The sequence below is a fragment of the Streptomyces sp. WZ.A104 genome (genome assembly GCF_002382885.1).
Classification (GTDB): domain Bacteria; phylum Actinomycetota; class Actinomycetes; order Streptomycetales; family Streptomycetaceae; genus Streptomyces.
Genome location: NZ_NWVL01000029.1, coordinates 17,917 through 36,908 on the forward strand (window position 1 = coordinate 17,917; position 18,992 = coordinate 36,908).

Below are 18,992 nucleotides of genomic sequence, written 5' to 3' on the forward strand. Positions count from 1 at the left end.
GAATGATGAATCCGCTCGCATTCATCACCGACCTTGGGTGCGGGTGCTCATACAGGACGGGGGTCGTGTGCACGCATCGACGCAGCAGCGAGCGGCGGACCATCGGCCGTACTTCTTTCTGAGTTACGCCCACACACCGGGGTACGGCGGTGGTACGGACCCCGATATGTGGGTCGAGCGGCTTTTCCAAGATCTTTGCGGTCATGTGATGGCCATGACCGACCTGCCCGCGGGCGCGCCCGCGGGATTCATGGACCGGGAGATACGTTCCGGGGAGGGCTGGTCGGAACGGCTCGGTGACGTCCTCGCCACCTGCCGGGTCTTCGTCCCGCTGTTCTCGCCGCGCTACTTCGCCAGCGAGATGTGCGGCAAGGAGTGGTACGCCTTCGAGCAGCGCGCCATCCACCACCGGGCCCGCTCCAACCAGCCCGCCGAGGCCATCGTCCCCGCCCTCTGGGTGCCGGTGCCGCCGAGCCAGCTCCCCGGATCGGCTGAGCGCTTACAGTTCAACCACCGCGACTTCGGGGACCGTTACGTCAGCGACGGCCTCTACGGCCTGATCAAGCTCAGGCTCTTCGCCCAGGAGTACGAACGGGCCGTCTACGAACTGGCCAAACGCATCGTCAGCGTCGCCGACTCGGTCCGTATCGACACCGGCCGCCCCGTCGACTACCGCCTCGCTCCCAGTGCCTTCGGCTCCCCCAGCAGCGGGGTCGGCGCCCCCCGGCCGATGCGGATCACCATCGCCGCACCCACCCGCCACGAGCTGCCGGAGGGGCGCGACGCCGACTACTACGGCGACCACCCGCAGGACTGGAACCCCTACCACCCGGACGCCGCCCGCCCCCTGGCCTACGTCGCCGAGGAGCTGGTGCGCTCGCTCAACTACCAGGCCCAGATCACCTCCTTCGACGAGGAGTCGGGCCAGCCCGAGGGCAAGGCCCCGCCCAGCACCCCGGAGATCCTCATCGTCGACCGCTGGGCCCTCCAGGACGAGGACCGCCGCCTCAGGCTCGCCGCCTTCGACGCCGAGAACCGCCCCTGGGTGACCATGGTCGTGCCGTGGAGCCGCGACGACCACCAGAGCCGGGCCGCGGAGGCCGAGCTGACCGGGAAACTCGAAGCGACCATGCCCGCCAGGATGCGCCACGGCCGGACCTTCTGCCGGGCCGCCGCCCGGGGCGTGCCCACGATGGAGGCCTTCGGGCAACTCCTGCCCCAGGTCGTCGAGGTGGCCGCCCAGCAGTATCTGAGACACGCGACGGCCTACCCGCCGGGCACCGGCGGCGGACACAGTGAACGGACCCGGCTCACCGGCCCCATGGGCGCCACCAGCTACACACCCGATCCGCACGACCTCGCGACGGAAGCGGAGGACATATGAGTACCGGTCGTGACGGACGCATCGTCACTTTCTACTCGTACAAGGGCGGTACCGGGCGCACCATGGCCCTCGCCAACACCGCCTGGATCCTCGCGGCCAACGGCAAGCGGGTGCTGGCCGTCGACTGGGACCTGGAGGCGCCCGGACTCCACCGGTTCTTCCACCCCTTCCTCGACCCCGCCACCCTCGGCGCCACCACCGGAGTGATCGACCTGATCACCGAGTACGCCTGGGCCGCGACCAGCCCCGCCCAGCGCGCCGACGACTGGCACCGCGACTACGCCCGCATCCAGCCGCACGCCGTGTCGCTGACCCCGGAGACGCTCGGCTGGGAGTTCCCGCAGGGCGGCACGCTCGACTTCGTCTCCGCCGGACGGCAGAACCGCGAGTACTCCGCGACCGTCTCCACCTTCGACTGGGACAACTTCTACGACCGGCTCGGCGGCGGCCACTTCTTCGACGCGCTGCGCGACGACATGAAGGCCAACTACGACTACGTCCTCATCGACAGCCGGACCGGCCTCAGCGACATCGCCGACATCTGCACCGTCCATCTCCCGGACGTGCTCGTCGACTGTTTCACCCTCAGCGACCAGTCCATCGACGGCGCGGCCTCCGTGGCCCGCCAGATCGCCGAGCGCTACACCGGCCGTCCCATCTCCATCTTCCCCGTCCCCATGCGTATCGACGAGGGCGAGAAGGAGAAGGCGGACGCCGGACGGGCACTGGCCCGGCTCAAGTTCGACCGGCTGCCCCGTGACATGTCCGGCGACGAACTCACCGCCTACTGGGGCGCGGTGGAGATCCCCTACCGCCCCTACTACGCCTACGAGGAGACACTCGCCACCTTCGGCGACGAGGCCGGGCTGACCAACTCGCTGCTCTCCGCCTTCGAACGGCTCACCGCGGTCATCACCGGCCGCGAGATCACCTCGATGCCCCCGATCGGCGAAGAGGTCCGCCTGCGGATCCGCGACGCCTTCACCCGGCGCAGGCCCGCCCTGCCCGCCGACCTCTTCCTCAGCTATGTGGCGGAGAACCGGATGTGGGCCGACTGGATCGAGTCCGTCCTCACCCGGGCCGGCTTCCGGGTCGTCCCGCGAGACGTCTCCGCCGACCGCCCGCCCGAGGACACCGCGAGCCCCGCCACCGAGAACACCGCCCGCACGGTGGTGCTGCTCTCCACCGCCTACCTCAAGTCGCAGCGCGGCGTGGAGCTGTGGGAGCGGGCGGTCGCCGAGGACCCGGGCGGCGGCCGCCGCCAGCTGCTGCCCCTGCGGGTCGGCGACGTACGCCTCAGCGCCCCCTACATCGACCGCAACCCGGTCGACCTCTTCCGCCTCGACGAGGTGCACGCCACCACGGCCCTGATGCGCGCCCTGGACCGGCCGGTGCAGCTGGTCGACGGTGTGGCCCCGGGGCCCCGGTTCCCCGGCACCGTACCGAGGATCTGGAACGCACCGCCCCGCAACCCCGGGTTCACCGGCCGCTCGCTCGTCCTGGAGCGGATGCGCGACCAGCTCGGCGGCGGTCTGGCCGTCGTCCTGCCGCAGCCGCAGACCCTGTACGGACTCGGCGGTGTCGGCAAGACCCAGGTGGCCCTGGAGTACGTGCACCGCTTCATGGCCGACTACGACCTGGTGTGGTGGATATCGTCCGAACAGCCCGACGACGTGGTCGCCTCGCTCGCCGAACTCGCCGTCCGGCTCGGCGCCCAGGGCGGCGACGACATGGCGGTCGCCTCGCAGGAGGCCGTCGACCTGCTGCGGCGCGGGGTGCCCTCGGACCGCTGGCTGCTGGTCTTCGACAACGCGGACGACCCCGAGCAGCTGCGCCGCTACTTCCCGCAGGGAGGCTCCGGCCACATCCTGGTGACCTCCCGCAACCAGAGCTGGTCCCAGCACGGGGACGCCCTGCCCGTGGACGTCTTCCTGCGCGAGGAGTCCATCGAGCACCTCCAGCGCCGGGCCCCGGGGCTCAGCGACGAGGACGCCGACCAGGTGGCCACCGCCGTGGGCGACCTGCCGCTCGCCGTCGAGCAGGCGGCGGCCTGGATCGCGGAGACCGCCACCCCCATCGACGCCTATCTCGAACAGCTCGCCCAGCAGGCGCCCCAGGTCCTCGCCCTCAACCAGCCCGCGGGCTACCCGGAACCGGTCGCCGCCACCTGGAACATCTCCATCGCCCGGCTCAAGGAGCGCTCGCCCGCGGCCGTACGGCTGCTCCAGCTCTGCGCCTTCTTCGCCCCGGAACCGATCTCCGCGAACCTCCTCTACAGCAAGGAGATGATCGACGCGCTGAAACCGTACGACTCCTCGCTCCAGGAGAAGCTGGTGCTGGGCCGGGTCATCCGGGAGATCGGCCGGTTCGCCCTCGCCAAGGTCGACCAGGTCTCCAACTCCATCCAGGTGCACCGCCTCGTCCAGGCCGTGATCAAGGCGCAGCTCAGCGAGGAGGAGCAGCGCGAGGCCCGGCACGTCGTCCACCGCATCCTGGCCGGCGCCCGCCCGGATGACGACGAGCCGATCGACAACCCGGACACCTGGCCGCGCTTCACGACGATCTGGCCGCACCTGGGCCCCTCCGACGCCCGCAACTGCAAGGAGCCGGAGACCCGCAGGCTCCTGATCGACCGGGTCCGCTACCTCTGGAAGCGCGGCGACGTCAGGACCGCGGGGGCGCTGGGAGACGAGCTGCGGGAGATCTGGCAGGAGAAGCTGGGGGAGCGGGACCTGCAGTACCTGTACCTCTGCTTCCACCTCTCCAACATCCTGCGCACCCGCGGGCGTTACGTGGAGGCGAAGGAGCTCGACGAGTTCACGCTCCAGCGGCAGCGCGAGGTGCTGGGCCCGGAGCACCCGCACACCTACATGACCACCAGCAGCCTGGCCATCGACCTCGGGCTGCTCGGGGACTACGGCCGGGCGATCGAGATGGCGACCGAGGCCCACGAGGGATTCGGCCAGATCTTCCACGACTCCCACCCCCGGACCCTGGCCGCCGCCAACAACCTGGCCCTGAACCTGCGCAGCGTCGGCCAGTACGCCCGCGCCCGCGAGATCGACCAGGACGTCTACGACCTGCGCTCCCAGGTGCTCGGCCCGGAGCACCCCTACAGCCTGTCCTCCGCGATGAACCTGGCCCGCGATCTGCGGGAGGTCGGGCGGTACGAGGACTCCGTGGGCCTGCTCAGCCGCGCCTACGACAGCTGCAAGCGGACCCTGGGGCGCAGCTTCCCCACCACCCTGAGCGCCGCGAAGAGCCTGGCGGTGTCGTTGCGGCGGGCCGGCCGGCTGGAGGACGCGCACCGGCTGACGGTCGCCACCCGCGCCCGGTACCGGGCGAAGTACACCACCGCCAACCCCGATTCGCTGGCCTGCGACCTCAATCTGGCCGCCGACCTGTTCGCGGCGGGCGAGGCGGCGGAGGCCCGGGAGACCGCCCAGGAGGTCGTCGACCAGTACATGAAGGTGCCGGGGGACAAGCACCCCTCCACCCTGGCCGCCCAGAACAACCTGGGCATCTATCTGTCGGGTGTGGGAGAGGCGGAGGAGGCGGAGCGGGTGCACCGCCGCGTGGTCGCCTCGATGCGGGACATCTTCGGGCACGATCACCCGCACACGCTGTTCTGCGTCATGAACCTGGCCAACGCCACGGCCGAAGCGGGCGATCTCGACCTCGTCCTGAGGACCGAGCGCACGGTCTCCGGTCAGCTCAAGGAGGCCCTCGGGGCGCACCACCCGGAGACACTGGCGATGACCTCGAACATCGCGGTCACGCTGGATGCCATGGGGCGCAAGGACGAGGCCCTGCACGTGCGGGCGGAGGTCGTCGACGAGCTGGCCCGCCAGCTGGGAGACGACCACCCGCTGACCCGGATGGCGCGGGACGAGCGCAGGTTCCGGCGCGAACTGGAACCGCTGGCGGTGTGATCGGGCGAGCCTGATCTCTGCGCCGGGCCCTGGCGTACGGGCCCGGCGCGGCGCTGCTCTCCCCGCGTCAGAGCGGTACGGCGGAGGGCAGCGGCCGGTCCGGATCGGCCCGGTCGTCCAGCAGCCAGTCGAGGACGCGGGGAAGGACGGAGAACGCGTCGAAGTGTGCCGCCGCCGGCTCCAGTACGGCGGTGGCACCCGGGATCTGCCCGGCCAGCCAGCGGGAGTGGCCGACCGGGGAGAACACGTCCTTCACCCCGTGCCAGAGCAGCACCCGGCCGCTGATCCGGGAGGGTTCAAAGCCCCAGGGGCTGCAGAAGGCGATGGCGTCGTCGATCCAGCCGTACGCCGAGATGCGCAGCCCCTCGCTGTAGTTGCGCAACAGCATCGACCGGATGCCCGCGTCATTGACCACCACCCGGTCGGAGTCGGTCAGCTCCCGGCGCAGATCGTCCAGGAGCTTCACCGGGTCGCGCCGGATCTGCGCCGAGCGGACGATGAAGGACTCCGCGAGCCCGTCCGGGTCGGCTGCCGCTGTGGAGTACGCGTCCACATTGGACGCGGCCATCCCGTCGAACCAGTCGAGCCCGGCCGCGCCCCAGGGGGCGAGCGGGACCAGGGCGGCGGTGCGCGTGACCCGTTCGGGCAGCAGGGCCGCGCAGGCCAGCGCGTGCGGGGCCCCGCCGGAGCGGCCCACGACGGCGAAGCGGGCAAGGCCCAGGGAATCGGCGATCGCCCGGACGTCCTCGACGACATCGCCGACCCGGCGGCCCTCGTGCCGGTCCGAATCGCCGTACCCCGGGCGGTCGTAGGTGATCAGTTGTGTGCGGCGCTGATACAGGACCATGCCGCGGGGAGCGGGCCCGAGCCTGCTGCCCGGGGTCCCGTGGAGCAGAAAGACCGGTCTGCCCCGCGGATCGCCCAGCCGCTCGACCATCAGATGCCGCCCGTCCGCCGCGCGCACCCGACTGCGCACCCGCGCCTCCTCAGATCGGTCACCCGGCCGGTCCGGGCACGGCGTGCCCGGCGTGTGCCGTCGTTCGATGATGACCCATCAGAGGCGTTACGGGGACTGTTCGGTGACAGGAACTGTGAAGGCTCTGAGAGGCTCCCGGCGGACGATCTCCGTCGGAATCCGGACAAGTGGGTGCGCCATCCGGACCGGCTGGGCGAATACCGGACAGGACTAGTCCTCACTCAGGGGCCGCCGATGATCGCACCGGGTGTTCGCAAACGGAACCGACATGGCGTGACCCGGGGTAAGTGAACGCCCCGCGTGCGAAGCGTCGGTGTGGTGTGCACGTCTCGAAGTCGACCTTGTGTGCTATCGGCGACCTCGGAATAGTGGGCGCCCCATCCTCCGTGTACGGGCACCCCACTTGCTCCGTGCGCGGCCCCACAGGAGGTCGAAGTTGAAGCATCGACGCATATCCAGGAAGCGCGCGACGCTGGCCGGTTCGGCCGTCGTCGCTCTGGTCGCAGCGGGATTCACGTTCCAGACTGCGAACGCCAGCGATGAGGTATCCGAGTTCACGGTCAAGGCGCTCAGCGCGGACGCGGCCGGAAAGCTGGCCTCCGCTCTCGACCGGGACCTGGGCACGGACGCGGCCGGGACGTACTACGACACGAAGGCGAAGGCCCTCGTCGTCAACGTCGTCGACGAGGCCGCCGCCGAGCGGGTCCGCCAGGCGGGCGGCAGGGCCAGGATCGTGGAGAACTCCCTCGCCGAGCTGAAGTCGGCCCGGCAGGCCCTCACCGACAAGGCGACGATCCCGGGCACCTCCTGGGCGGTCGACCCGGTTACCAACAAGGTGCTCGTCACCGCCGACAGCACGGTCGACGGCGCGGCCTGGAAGAAGCTCTCGGCCGTGGTCGAGGGGCTCGGAGGCACGGCCGAACTGAACAGGACGGCGGGCGAGTTCAAGCCGCTGATCGCGGGCGGCGACGCGATCTTCGGCTCCGGCTCCCGCTGCTCGCTCGGCTTCAACGTGGTCAAGGACGGCGAACCGTACTTCCTGACCGCCGGCCACTGCACCGAGTCGGTCGCCAGCTGGTCGGACACCCAGGGCGGCTCGGAGATCGGGAGGACCGAGGGCTCCAGCTTCCCGGAGAACGACTACGGCCTGGTCAAGTACACCTCGGACATCGCGCGCCCGAGCGAGGTCAACCTCTACAACGGCTCCACCCGGCAGATCACCCGGGCGGGCGACGCCACGGTCGGCCAGGCGGTCACCCGCAGCGGCTCGACCACCCAGGTGCACGAGGGCGAGGTCACCGCGCTGGACGCCACGGTCAACTACGGCAACGGCGACATCGTCCGCGGCCTCATCCAGACGACGGTCTGCGCCGAGCCGGGCGACAGCGGCGGCGCCCTCTTCGCGGGCGGCACCGCACTCGGCCTGACCTCGGGCGGCAGCGGCGACTGCTCCTCGGGCGGTACGACCTTCTTCCAGCCGGTACCGGAGGCGCTGGCCGCCTACGGCGCCGAGATCGGCTGACCGCTGACCCCGAGGGCGTACGCGTCCTGAGTACGGCAACGAGGAGAGGCCCCCGGCCGGACCGGGGGCCTCTTCCCGTGCGCGAAAGAGCGGTGACGGGTCAGGCGGCCTGGGGAAGATCGCCGGGGGCGGTCTCGGCCGGGGCGACGCCGAAGATCTTCACGGCCTGGTAGTAGGTCCAGGCCGTGCTGTTGCACGAGGTGCGCTTGGCGCCGGAGTACGCGGCGCACACGCGCTTGAGGTCCGCGTAGAAGGCGGAGTCGATGCGGCTCTTGTGTGCGGAGAACGTGCCTGCGGCCTTGTAGTTGCGGTAGCCGAAGTCGTGGCGGGCGCAGGAGTTCTGGAAGGGGAAGCCGAACGGGTTGTCGGGGGAGCTGCTGCAGTAGTCCGTGGACCAGTTGAAGCCGTACGCGGCCCAGGCGCCCTGGTTGTTGCGTGCGGCGTTCCAGGCGTTGTAGCTGGAAGCGCTCGTCTGGGTCCAGGAGCTGAGGACCTGGGGCTTGTCGGCGGGGGCTGCCGCGGCCGAACCGGCGGTGATCAGGGTGAGCGGGAGGGACAGGGCGACCGCGGCGAGCGGGGCGGTGAATCGACGACGCATGAGCGACCTCCGTGGGGGTGGAAGGGGGGTGTCCCGGCCGTGCTCCTCGTCGGGTGGTACGAGGCGGCTCCACGATGTCGTCATGGACCTGTCATGTCTAGGCGTCAAGTCAACCTGACATCAGAAGTTGGGGTGTACGTCAGATGGGGCCGCCGGGCGGCCCCACGGGCGGGTCGTCAGCGGCCCCACGAGTGGATCGTCGGCGGCCTCACGGGCGGATCGTCAGGAGGTGAGGGCCGCGCCCTTCTCCGGCCGGCGCCGCATCGACAGGAGCAGGGTCACGGCCGTGCCGACGACCGCCCAGGCGGAGAGCACCAGGAGCGGGCCGGTGACCGCGTTGCCCTGGAAGTAGGCGATGGAGCGGGCCACCCAGGTGCCCGCGCCCGGGGGAAGGGCGGGCCCGATCGTCCGCCAGAAGTCGGGGAGCATCGGCAGCGGGAAGGCGCCGCCCGCGCTCGGGTTGCCCGCGATGACGATGATCAGGACGGCCAGGCCGATGCCGACGATGCCGGTCAGGGCCTGTAGGGCGAGCGTGGTCATGCCGACCGCGAAGACGACCAGGGCGCCCAGGCCGGCCAGCCCCCAGAAGCTGCCGGGCAGCGCACCGAGGATCGGGCCGATGACGATCGCGCCGCCGATGCCGCCGACGATCGAGTACAGCGCCATGGTCCCGGTCCGGATCAGTGCGCGCTGCTGGTTGGCGGGCTTGGCGCCGGCGCTGATCGCCAGGATCGAGGCGCAGAGGTAGCCGCCCACGCACCAGCCGACGACCAGGTAGAAGGACGAGAGTCCGTTGAAGTCCTCGTCGGAGGCCGGGGCGACGTCCACGGTCCGCACGGCCCGCTGCTGGGAGGCGTCGGCCTCGCTGAGGATTCGCTCCAGCGCGGTGGTCAGGGCGGTTCCGCCGCCGGAGGCGACCAGCAGGGTGTCGGTGCGGCCCTCCGGCGCGACGATCAGGGCGCCGTCGATCTCGCGGTTCATGATCTGATCGCGAGCCTCGGCGGCGCTGCTCACCGTACGGGGGTCCAGCGGCCCGCCGGGCAGGTCGTCGAGCCGGTCGACGAGCTGCTGGGACATCTGCTGCGGTGCCACCACCCCGAACGCGACGTCCGTCGGCTTCGGCTTGTGCAGGGCCCCGACGTAGGACGCGATGAACAGCAGTTGCAGTCCGAGCACCCCGATGACGAGCAGGGCGGCCCGTGGAGTGACGGCGTTCTTCACCTCGTCGACGAAAGTCATGCCCCAACCGTCCGGTCGGGACGGTGTCCGCGCAGGCGGGACAGGGCTGAATGGCGGAAGGGGTGGATCGGAGAAGGGGGGAACGGGGGGTGCGGGGCGGTGGGTCGGCGTGGTGCGACCCACATTGGTTATCGTACGAATGTTCGAAGCTTGGTCTATGGTGGAGAGCAGGGGGTGGTGAGTGGCGGAACGGTCGTAGCGGTCAAGGAGGTGCGGATGTCCGGGTTCACGCATCTGCACACCGTTTCGGGGTTCTCCCTGCGGTACGGGGCCTCGCACCCCGAGCGGCTCGCCGAGCGTGCCGCCGAACGGGGGATGGACGCCCTCGCGCTGACCGACCGCGACACCCTCGCGGGGGCGGTCCGCTTCGCCAAGGCCTGCCGGGAGAAGAGGGTCGGCGTCCGGCCGCTCTTCGGGGCGGACCTCGCGGTGGAGCCGTACGCGAAGGGGCCGGGCCGGGCCGTGCGTCCGCGCACCCCGGTACGCGGGGGTGCCTTCGTCGATGAATCCGCACCCCGGGTCACCTTCCTCGCCCGGGACGGCGCACGCGGCTGGGCCGGGCTGTGCCGTCTCGTCACCGCCGCCCACGCGCGGGGCGCGGGCGGTAGGGACGCCGGTGCCGCGGGCCCGCCCCTCGTCGCCCGGGCCGCACTGCCCGCCGACGGGCTGACCGTACTGCTCGGGCCCGCCTCCGAAGTGGGCCGGGCGCTCACCGCCGGACGCCCCGACCGGGCCGCCGCGCTGCTCGCGCCCTGGCGGGAGGTGTACGGCGACGACCTGCGCCTCGAAGCCGTCCACCACGGCCGCGCGGGCACCGGCCCCGGATCGCTGCGGCTGGCCGCCCGTACCCTCGGCTTCGCCGCGGAACAGGGTGTACGGGCCGTGCTGACCAACGCCGTCCGGTACGCCGACCCGGGGCAGGGGCCCATCGCCGACGTCCTCGACTCCGCCCGCGGGCTCGTCCCCCTCGACCCGCGCCGCTCGCCCCTGGACAGCGGTGAGCGCTGGCTCAAGGGCGAGGGCGCCATGCGGGAGACCGCCGAGCGGATCGCCTCCGCCGCCGGGCTCGGGCAGGGCGCGGCGGCCCGGCTGCTGGCGGAGACCCGGCACACCGCCGAGGCCTGCCGCGTCGACCCCGCCGCCGACCTCGGGCTGGGCGGCATCCACTTCCCCGAACCGCATCTGGTGGGCGTCGGCCGGCGTACCGCCCAGCGGGTGCTGACCTCCCGGGCCGCCGCCGGGATGGTGCGGCGCGGCTACGACCGTGACCGCGCCTACTGGGAGCGGATGCGCGAGGAGCTGGACATCATCGCCCACCACGGCTTCGCCTCCTACTTCCTGACGGTCGCCCAGGTGGTCGACGACGTACGGGAGATGGGTATCCGGGTCGCCGCGCGCGGCTCCGGAGCGGGGTCCCTGGTCAACCACCTCCTCGGTGTCGCCCACGCTGACCCGGTCGAGCACGGACTGCTGATGGAGCGCTTCCTGTCCAAGCGCCGCTTCGTGCTGCCCGACATCGACATCGACGTCGAATCGGCCCGCCGCCTCGACGTCTACCGCCGGATCATCGAACGCTTCGGACCCGAGCGCGTCGCCACCGTGGCCATGCCCGAGACCTACCGGGTGCGCCACGCCATCCGGGACGTCGGGGCGGCGCTCTCCATGGACCCGGCCGAGACCGACCGGCTCGCCAAGGCCTTCCCGCACATCCGCGCCCGCGACGCCCGCGCCGCGATGGAGGAGCTGCCCGAGCTGAAGGAGGTCGCACGGAACCGGGAGAAGTACGGGCGGCTGTGGGAGCTGGTGGAGGGGCTCGACGCACTGCCGCGCGGAATCGCCATGCACCCGTGCGGGGTGCTGCTCTCGGACGCCGGGCTGATGGACCGTGCGCCGGTCATGCCCACCAGCGGCGAGGGCTTCCCGATGGCGCAGTTCGACAAGGAGGACGTGGAGGACCTCGGGCTGCTCAAACTCGATGTGCTGGGCGTACGGATGCAGTCGGCGATGGCGCACGCCGTCGCGGAGCTGAAACGCGCCTCGGGCACGGACGTGGACCTGGACGCCGTACCGCCGGGCGACCCGGAGACGTACCGGCTGATCCGCACCGCCGAGACGCTGGGCTGCTTCCAGATCGAGTCGCCGGGCCAGCGCGACCTGGTCGCCAGGCTCCAGCCCGCCACCTTCCACGACCTGGTCGTCGACATCTCGCTGTTCCGGCCCGGGCCGGTCGCGGCCGACATGGTGCGGCCGTTCATCGAGGCCCGGCACGGCCGCGCGCCGGTCCGCTACCCCCACCGTGACCTGGCGGAAGCGCTGAGCGGCACCTACGGCGTGGTCGTCTTCCACGAGCAGATCATCGAGATCGTCGACATCATGACCGGCTGCGGCCGGGGCGAGGCCGACCGGGTGCGGCGCGGACTCTCCCACCCCGAGTCGCAGGAGCTGATCAGGGAGTGGTTCCCCCGGCGTGCGGCGGCCATGGGGTACGACGACGAGGTGATCGCCCGCACCTGGAGGATCATCGAGGCGTTCGGCAGCTACGGCTTCGCCAAGGCGCACGCCGTCGCGTTCGCCGTGCCGACGTACCAGTCGGCCTGGCTCAAGGCGCACCACCCGGCCGCCTTCTACGCCGGTCTGCTCACGCACGACCCCGGGATGTACCCGAAGCGGCTGCTGCTCGCGGACGCCCGGCGGCGCGGGGTGCCGGTACTGCCACTGGATGTGAACCGTTCGGCGGTCGCCCATAGAATCGAACTGGTGCCCGATGAGGGGGGTCGGAAGGGAGTCTGGGGGCTGCGGCTCGCGCTCTCGGACGTCCACGGCATCAGCGAGGCCGAGGCCGCCCGGATCGAGGAGGGGCAGCCCTACGCCTCGCTGCTGGACTTCTGGCAGCGCGCCCGCCCGGGCCGCCCGATCGCCGAACGGCTCGCGCAGGTGGGCGCGTTGGACGCCTTCGGCGCCAACCGCCGCGACCTGCTGCTGCACCTCTCCGAGCTGCACCGGGCCCACCGGAGCTCCGGCTCCGGTGCCGGCGGGGACCAGCTCCCGCTGGGGGAGGGGCACCGCACAGGTTCCGTCGGGCTGCCCGACCTCAACGAGGCGGAGCGGCTGAGTGCCGAGCTCGGGGTGCTGAGCATGGATGTCTCACGCCATCTGATGGGGGACCACCAGGCCTTCCTGAAGGAGCTGGGCGTGGTCTCCGCCAAACGGCTGCGCGAGGCCCGGCACGGGGAGACCGTGCTGGTCGCGGGGGCCAAGGTGGCCACCCAGACGCCGCCGATGCGTTCCGGCCGCCGGGTCGTCTTCACCACCCTGGACGACGGCACCGGCCTGGCCGACCTGGCGTTCTTCGAGGACAGTCACGCCGTCTGCGCCCACACGGTCTTCCACTCCTGGCTGCTGCTGGTGCGCGGGGTGGTGCAGCGGCGCGGCGCGCGCAGCCTGAGCGTGGTGGGGGCGGCCGCCTGGAACCTCGCGGAGCTGGCCGAACTCCGGCGCACCGGAGGGCTCGACGCGGTGGCGGCCCGGCTGGCGGAGGGCCCGGAAGAGGGGGCCGGGGAGGGCGCCGAGGGGGAGGCCGGGGAAGGGGCCTCCGGGCCCGGACGTCGTATACGGATGGAGACCGGCTACGAGATGAACCCCTGGGCCGACCTTCAGCCACCCGGCGAAGGGACGCCCACGGGAAGGAAGTTGTGGCACCAGTCGCAAGGGAGCGCGGGATGAACGGCAGTGGGGCAAAAGGCCCGTGCGTCCTCTCCCTGCGGTTCCGCAGGACCGCCGGCGGGCCCCCCGACAGCGCCGACTACACCGGTCTGCTCGCCCTGCTCGGCACGCTCACCCCGGTCGTCGAGGCCGCCCCGCCCGACGGGGCGCTCGCCGATGTGAGCGGCGCACTGCGCTACTTCGGGCGGGACGCGCGGGGCCTGGCCTCGCTGATCCGGGTCCGGGCGCTCGCCCTGCACGGCGTGGACTGTGCGATCGGGGCGGGGAGCAACCCCCTCGTGGCCCGGACGGCCGCCCGGCGGGCCGCGCCCGGGACCACCTTCGTGGTGGACCGGGGTGAGGAGGCGGCGTTCCTCGCGCCGCTCCCGGCCGTCGCCCTGGACGGTGTCGGGGCAGCCACGGCGCGCACCCTGTGCGGATACGGGCTCGACTCCGTCGGCCGGATCGCCGCCGCACCCCTGGCCACGCTTCAGCGCATCACCGGCGTACGCACCGGGCGCGAGGTGTGGGAGCGGGCGCAGGGTATCGACCGTACGCGGGTCGCTCCGAACGCGGCTGCCCGCTCGATCGCCGCCGAACGCTCCTTCCCGTGCGACGAACTGGCCCCCGAGCGGCACCGCCGCGCGCTTCTCTCGCTCACCGAGGAGCTGGGGGCACGGTTGCGGGGCGAGGGGCGGGTGTGCGGGTCGCTCGCGGTCTCGGTGCGGTTCGCGAACCGGACCGGCTACGCGACCCTGACCCGGAGCCGGACGCTGCGGGAGCCCACCGCGCACTCGGCCGCGCTCACCGCGCTCGCCTACCGCATCCACGAGTCCTTCGGGCTCCAGCGGGCCCGGGTGCGGGGGATCGCGCTGCGCGCGGAGGGGCTGGCCGACGCCGGACGCGCCTCCCGTCAGCTCACCTTCGACCCGGCGGACGAGCGGACGCGCCGGATCGAGGAGGTGGCGGACCGGCTGCGGGAGAGGTTCGGGCCCGGCGCGGTGAAACCGGCGGGACTCGCGGCCTGAGCGACGGGGTTGAACTGACACGCGGGGCGTCCGGCGCTTCCCGACGGGGTTGAACTGACACCCATGCCCCGGTCTCCGGACACCCATGACCCGGTCTCCGGCGTCCATGACCCGATCCCCGGACGTCCATCACCTGATCTACGGTGACACCGCGCCAGTTTTTACCGACGCGTAACTTCCCTCCCCACCTTACTCGTGCGTAATTTGGCATGAGCACACAGAGCTTGTGGTCCGGGCCACAGGGCGCACCGCCATCGCACTCCCTTGAGCCGCAAGGAGACCACACGATGCTGCCCTGGATCCGTGCTGCGCGCGTTCCCCGCGTGCGCACCTCTCTCGCAGCCCTGCTACTCGCCCTCACCGTTCTCGTCGCCCCCACCGCGACCGCGAGCGCGGCCACCCCCGCCGCCGCGACGGCCACCTCCCGTGGCTGGAACGACTATTCCTGCAAGCCCTCCGCCGCCCATCCCCGCCCGGTCGTCCTGGTCCACGGAACCTTCGGGAACTCCATCGACAACTGGCTGTTCCTCGCCCCCTACCTGGTCAACCGGGGCTACTGCGTCTTCTCCCTCGACTACGGCCAGCTCCCCGGCGTGCCGTTCTTCCACGGCCTCGGCCCTGTCGACAAGTCGGCCGAACAGCTCGATGTGTTCGTCGACAAGGTGCTCGCCGCCACCGGAGCCCCGAAGGCCGACATCGTCGGGCACTCCCAGGGCGGCATGATGCCGAACTACTACCTGAAGTTCCTCGGCGGCGCCGACAAGGTCAACGCCCTCGTCGGCATCGCCCCGAGCAACCACGGCACCACGCTGCTCGGCCTCACCAAGCTGCTGCCGTTCTTCCCCGGCGTCGAGAAGTTCATCACCGACAAGACGCCCGGCCTCGCCGACCAGGTCGCCGGCTCGCCCTTCATCACCAAGCTCACCGCGGGCGGCGACACCGTCCCCGGTGTTCGCTACACCGTCATCGCGACCAAGTACGACCAGGTCGTGACCCCGTACCGCACGCAGTACCTGGACGGCCCGAACGTACGTAACGTCCTCCTCCAGGACCTGTGCCCGCTCGACCTGTCCGAGCACGTGGCGATCGGCACCATCGACCGCATCGCCTTCCATGAAGTGGCCAACGCCCTGGACCCGGCCCGTGCCACTCCGACCACCTGCGCCTCGGTGATCGGCTGACCCGCGGGCCCCGACGACGCGTTACGGCACATCGCGATACGACAACGGGCCGGGGCCCGCCGTCCGGTGGGGCGGACGGCGGGCCCCGGCCCGTCACGTCCTGCCGCGCCCGACGTCCCGGAGGGACGCGGCAGGGGTACGGAAGGCTGCTGCGCCGGTCAGTGCCGGTCAGCGACTGTGACGGCCCGTCGACGCGGCGGCCCGGCGGCGCTGCGAGGCGAACAGCACGGCCGCACCGGCGGCGAGCACCCCGGCGCCCCCGATGGCGAGGTAGGTGCTGCTGCCGGAGCCACCGGTCTCGGCGAGCACCTCGTCCTTGCTCGCGGTGTTGACTTCGGGAGCGTTGCCCTCGCCCGCGCTGTCGGCCTTGTCCTTGTCCTTGTCCTTGTCCGAAGGGGAGGCCGGAGCGGCGGTGTTGACCTTCGCCCCGGTGTTCGCGTCGTCGTCGCCGTGCCCGTTGTGCTCGACGGAGGACTTCTCGGCGCCCTCGGCGATCGCGTCCTCGGAGGGCGCGGAGGGGGCCGGAGCCGGGGCCTGGGCACCGGAGCCACCGCCCTGCTGCCCCTCCTCCTTCTCCGCCCCGCCGTCCTGAGTGCCGCTGCCCGCCGAACCGCCGCCGAACGTCACGTCGGAGCAGGCGTAGAACGCCTCTGGGGAGTCGGAGCGCTGCCACACCGTGTAGATCAGCTGCCGCCCCGCGCGCTCGGGGATCGTGCCGTCGAAGACGTACGAACCGTTCTCCAGCACCGGTTCGGCGGCCTCCGCGAAGGGCTTCGCCTCCAGGTCCGACCAGGCCAGCGGCTTCGTCGGGTCATAGCCGGGCTTGGTCATGTACAGCTCGAACGAGCCCTTGTGCGGGGCCGTCGCGCGGAACCGGAACGTGTGCTTGCCCGCCGACATCGCGGTGGCCGGCCAGTCGGCGCGCGGCAGGTCGAGCCCCTTGAACTTGTCGTTGGCCGCGCTGCACAGCTTGCCGTCCGGGATCAGCTCGCGGTGCTTGCCCGCCGCGTTGGCGATGTTCACCCCGTTCCAGTCGTACAGCGCCTGCGTACCGCCCGCCGCGACGGCAGCCCGGCACGCCGCCGATTTCGGGCTCTCCGGACCCTCCGCGAAGCACGCGGACACCCGGCTCACCGGATCGGTCAGCGAACCGTGCGCGACGGCCGGGGTGGCGGCCGGCCCGGCCAGCGCGATCGGGACGAAACCGAGGGCGAGGATCCCGGTGGCCTTGCGTCGAGCGGTCATGGGTGGATCTCCTTCTGGAACGGCACGGCTGCGGGGTTGGGCGATCAGCAAGCTAGCCGCTCGAAACGCCGAAAACGCCTGCTGGGGCAGGGTGATGGCGATCCTTATGGTGCCGTTAAGGCGAGGCTAAGAGGGCGCTCAGGAAGTCTCGTATCCGGCCGTGCACGACGACTGTCGGTGGGGTGCCTGATACTCGACGACGAGACGAAGGGTGCACAGGCCTTGCGGGGGAGGGGGAGGGGCGATGGCCGATCGATGGGGGGGCTCATCGCCTCCCTGTACGCGGGCATCCTCGTCTTCGCCGCCGTCGGCGCGTACGCGGTCGGCGGAGAGTCCCTCGACCTGGTGGTCCTCCTGGTCATCGGACTGATCGGGTTCGGGATGCGGCGCTACGGACTGCCGGTGCTGCCCGCCGTCATCGGGGTGATCCTCGGCCCGGCCGCCGAACAGCAGCTGCGCCGCGCACTCCGGATCAGCGACGGCGGCGCGACCGGCTGGTCAACACCCCCTTCTCCGTCACGGTCCACGCGATGGTGGCGCTGATCGTGGCCTGGCCGCTCGTCCACCGGCTGGTCGTCAGAAGGCGCGGCGGCCGGAAAACGGCCGAGGACTCCCGCACTGTCAGTGGTGGCTGAGAGCATCGACACCATGACCACGATCGACTGGGACGCGGCGGCCGGATCCTTCGACGAGGAGCCCGACCACGGACTCCTCGACCCCGCGGTGCGCGAGGCCTGGGCCGGGCGGCTGGAGAGCTGGCTGCCCGCCGTCCGCGGCGATGTGCTGGACCTGGGGTGCGGCACCGGCAGTCTCTCCCTGCTCGCCGCGGGCCAGGGCCACCGTGTCACCGCCGTCGACCGCTCGCCCCGGATGGCGGACCGGGCCCGGGCCAAGCTCGCCGGGACCGGAGCCGAGGTGCTGGTCGGGGACGCCGCCCGGCCCCCGGTCGGGGAGCGCGCGTTCGATGCCATCGTGGCCCGCCATGTCCTCTGGCTGCTGCCCGATCCGGCGGCGGCCCTGGAGCACTGGTTCGGTCTGCTGAAGCCGGGCGGGCGGCTGGTCCTCGTCGAAGGGGTGTGGGGCGGGGTGGGGCTGTCCGCCGCCACGCTGACCCCTCTGCTCTCCGCGCACACCGAGCGCGTCCACCACGAGGACCTCGCCGCCGACGCGCGGCTGTGGGGCGGGGAGGTCGATGACGAGCGCTACGCCCTGGTGGCCCGCGCGATGCCCCCGCACCGGCACACCGAGGTTGTCGACGTCCACCTCATCCTGCGCCGGGGCCCCGACGTGCTGCTCGCCCGCCGCTCCAACACGGGTTATGCGGACGGCCTGTTGCACATGCCCTCGGGCCACGCGGAGGACGGCGAGGACGTCCGCGAGGCGATGATCCGGGAAGCCGCCGAGGAGATCGGCCTCGATCTGGACCCCGACGAGCTGAGAGTGGCGCTCGTGATGCAGCACCGGGGCCCCGGCGGCGGCGCCCGCATGGGCTGGTTCTTCGTCGCGGAGTACGACCCGGAGTGCCCACCGCGCAACGCCGAGCCGGAGAAGTGCTCCGAGCTGGTCTGGTCCCCGCTGGCAGCCCTGCCGGACGACATGGTCGCCTACTGCCGGGCTGGCCTGGACGGCTACCGGGCGGGGGAGCACTTCATGATCCACTGGCACCGGGACGGGGACCCCATCGCGTACGAGCCGGGCCGCGTCCGCCGGGGCGTCCCGCTGCCCGCCGCCGGAGAGGTCACCGGGCGCGTGCACCACATCGAGCTGTGGGTGGCGGACCTGGCGGGGGCGGAACGCAGCTGGGGCTGGCTGCTGGGCCGCCTCGGCCATGTCCCGTACCAGCGCTGGGCGCACGGCCGAAGCTGGCGGCGCGGCGACGCCTATGTCGTGGTCGAGCAGTCGCCCGACCTCGCCGCCGACGGCCACGACCGCCGCCGCCCCGGCCTCAACCACCTGGCGTTCCATGTCGCGGACCGGGCCGCCCTCGACGCGCTGACGGCCGAGGCCCCCGAGCACGGCTGGCGCCTGCTGTTCCCCGACCGCCATCCGTTCGCGGGCGGTGAGACCCACTGCGCCGCCTATCTGGAGGACCCGGCTGGATACGAGGTGGAGTTGGTCGCCGGCTTCCGTCCCCGCCCTTGACCGGGCCGCCTCCCCGTGGTGTTCACCAGCTGATCCCGGCCGC

General features: G+C 72.0%; 11 protein-coding genes and 1 pseudogene. 8 read left to right on the forward strand and 4 right to left on the reverse strand.

The genetic code is table 11. The features are described 5' to 3' along the window. The first annotated feature begins 43 nt into the window (after window positions 1-43). Together fsxC and fxsT are read left to right on the forward strand one after the other, a co-directional pair. On the forward strand, window positions 44-1,384 hold the full coding sequence (gene fsxC / locus CIB93_RS17320; protein WP_179500149.1) for an FxsC protein: 1,341 nt from the start codon (window positions 44-46) through the stop codon (window positions 1,382-1,384). Further along, window positions 1,381-5,316 carry an FxSxx-COOH system tetratricopeptide repeat protein gene (fxsT, locus tag CIB93_RS17325; protein ID WP_096627780.1) on the forward strand — a complete coding sequence of 1,312 codons (3,936 nt, stop codon included), beginning with the start codon at window positions 1,381-1,383 and terminating at the stop codon, window positions 5,314-5,316. The genes fsxC and fxsT overlap by 4 nt, the downstream gene beginning before the upstream one ends. A 67-nt stretch (window positions 5,317-5,383) precedes the next feature. Here the strand turns inward: fxsT and CIB93_RS17330 are convergent, their stop codons facing one another. Continuing rightward, the gene (locus tag CIB93_RS17330) at window positions 5,384-6,292 is read right to left on the reverse strand and encodes an alpha/beta fold hydrolase (RefSeq protein ID WP_096627782.1); all 909 of its coding nucleotides are present in this window, start codon (window positions 6,290-6,292) and stop codon (window positions 5,384-5,386) included. 343 nt (window positions 6,293-6,635) lie between these two features. On the opposite strand from CIB93_RS17330, the gene CIB93_RS17335 reads away from it, so the two are divergent. Beyond that, window positions 6,636-7,814 carry a S1 family peptidase gene (locus tag CIB93_RS17335; RefSeq protein ID WP_179500146.1) on the forward strand — a complete coding sequence of 393 codons (1,179 nt, stop codon included), beginning with the start codon at window positions 6,636-6,638 and terminating at the stop codon, window positions 7,812-7,814. 100 nt (window positions 7,815-7,914) lie between these two features. On the opposite strand, the gene CIB93_RS17340 is transcribed toward CIB93_RS17335, so the two are convergent. Continuing rightward, the gene (locus CIB93_RS17340) at window positions 7,915-8,412 is read right to left on the reverse strand and encodes a phospholipase (protein ID WP_096627785.1); all 498 of its coding nucleotides are present in this window, start codon (window positions 8,410-8,412) and stop codon (window positions 7,915-7,917) included. Window positions 8,413-8,634: 222 nt separating this feature from the next. Next, entirely contained in the window at window positions 8,635-9,651 is a 1,017-nt protein-coding gene (locus tag CIB93_RS17345) for a DUF3533 domain-containing protein (RefSeq protein WP_096627787.1), read from the reverse strand. 216 nt (window positions 9,652-9,867) lie between these two features. Here CIB93_RS17345 and CIB93_RS17350 point away from each other — a divergent pair, with 216 nt between their 5' ends. From CIB93_RS17350 to CIB93_RS17360, 3 genes are all read left to right on the forward strand, one after another. Continuing rightward, window positions 9,868-13,374, forward strand: coding sequence for a DNA polymerase III subunit alpha (locus tag CIB93_RS17350; protein ID WP_096627788.1), 3,507 nt, complete (start codon window positions 9,868-9,870; stop codon window positions 13,372-13,374). Next, window positions 13,371-14,381: a hypothetical protein gene (locus tag CIB93_RS17355; RefSeq protein ID WP_096627790.1), complete on the forward strand. Its 1,011-nt coding sequence runs from the start codon at window positions 13,371-13,373 to the stop codon at window positions 14,379-14,381. Before CIB93_RS17350 ends, CIB93_RS17355 begins: the two co-directional genes overlap by 4 nt. Window positions 14,382-14,668: 287 nt before the next feature. Then, window positions 14,669-15,562 (forward strand): triacylglycerol lipase, encoded by an 894-nt coding sequence (locus tag CIB93_RS17360; protein WP_096627791.1) that lies wholly within the window; start codon window positions 14,669-14,671, stop codon window positions 15,560-15,562. Window positions 15,563-15,730: 168 nt separating this feature from the next. Here CIB93_RS17360 and CIB93_RS17365 read toward each other — a convergent pair whose 3' ends face one another. Next, window positions 15,731-16,807, reverse strand: a complete 1,077-nt coding sequence (locus CIB93_RS17365; protein WP_096627793.1) for a lytic polysaccharide monooxygenase — start codon at window positions 16,805-16,807, stop codon at window positions 15,731-15,733. A gap of 276 nt (window positions 16,808-17,083) precedes the next feature. Here CIB93_RS17365 and CIB93_RS17370 point away from each other — a divergent pair. Together CIB93_RS17370 and CIB93_RS17375 are read left to right on the forward strand one after the other, a co-directional pair. After that, window positions 17,084-17,442 (forward strand): annotated as a pseudogene (locus CIB93_RS17370) (tripartite tricarboxylate transporter permease); the annotation flags it as partial. Between the two features lie 13 nt (window positions 17,443-17,455). After that, window positions 17,456-18,949: a trifunctional class I SAM-dependent methyltransferase/NUDIX hydrolase/VOC family protein gene (locus CIB93_RS17375; RefSeq protein WP_096627881.1), complete on the forward strand. Its 1,494-nt coding sequence runs from the start codon at window positions 17,456-17,458 to the stop codon at window positions 18,947-18,949. Window positions 18,950-18,992: the final 43 nt, after the last annotated feature.

What these genes read in the sequence shown, in the direction of transcription:
- CIB93_RS17340 (WP_096627785.1), bottom strand. Translation starts at nt 8,412, where the DNA reads ATGCGTCGTCGATTCACCGCCCCGCTCGCCGCGGTCGCCCTGTCCCTC.
- CIB93_RS17345 (WP_096627787.1), bottom strand. Translation starts at nt 9,651, where the DNA reads ATGACTTTCGTCGACGAGGTGAAGAACGCCGTCACTCCACGGGCCGCC.
- CIB93_RS17350 (WP_096627788.1), top strand. Translation starts at nt 9,868, where the DNA reads ATGTCCGGGTTCACGCATCTGCACACCGTTTCGGGGTTCTCCCTGCGG.
- CIB93_RS17355 (WP_096627790.1), top strand. Translation starts at nt 13,371, where the DNA reads ATGAACGGCAGTGGGGCAAAAGGCCCGTGCGTCCTCTCCCTGCGGTTC.
- CIB93_RS17360 (WP_096627791.1), top strand. Translation starts at nt 14,669, where the DNA reads ATGCTGCCCTGGATCCGTGCTGCGCGCGTTCCCCGCGTGCGCACCTCT.
- fxsT (WP_096627780.1), top strand. Translation starts at nt 1,381, where the DNA reads ATGAGTACCGGTCGTGACGGACGCATCGTCACTTTCTACTCGTACAAG.
- CIB93_RS17375 (WP_096627881.1), top strand. Translation starts at nt 17,456, where the DNA reads ATGACCACGATCGACTGGGACGCGGCGGCCGGATCCTTCGACGAGGAG.
- CIB93_RS17365 (WP_096627793.1), bottom strand. Translation starts at nt 16,807, where the DNA reads ATGACCGCTCGACGCAAGGCCACCGGGATCCTCGCCCTCGGTTTCGTC.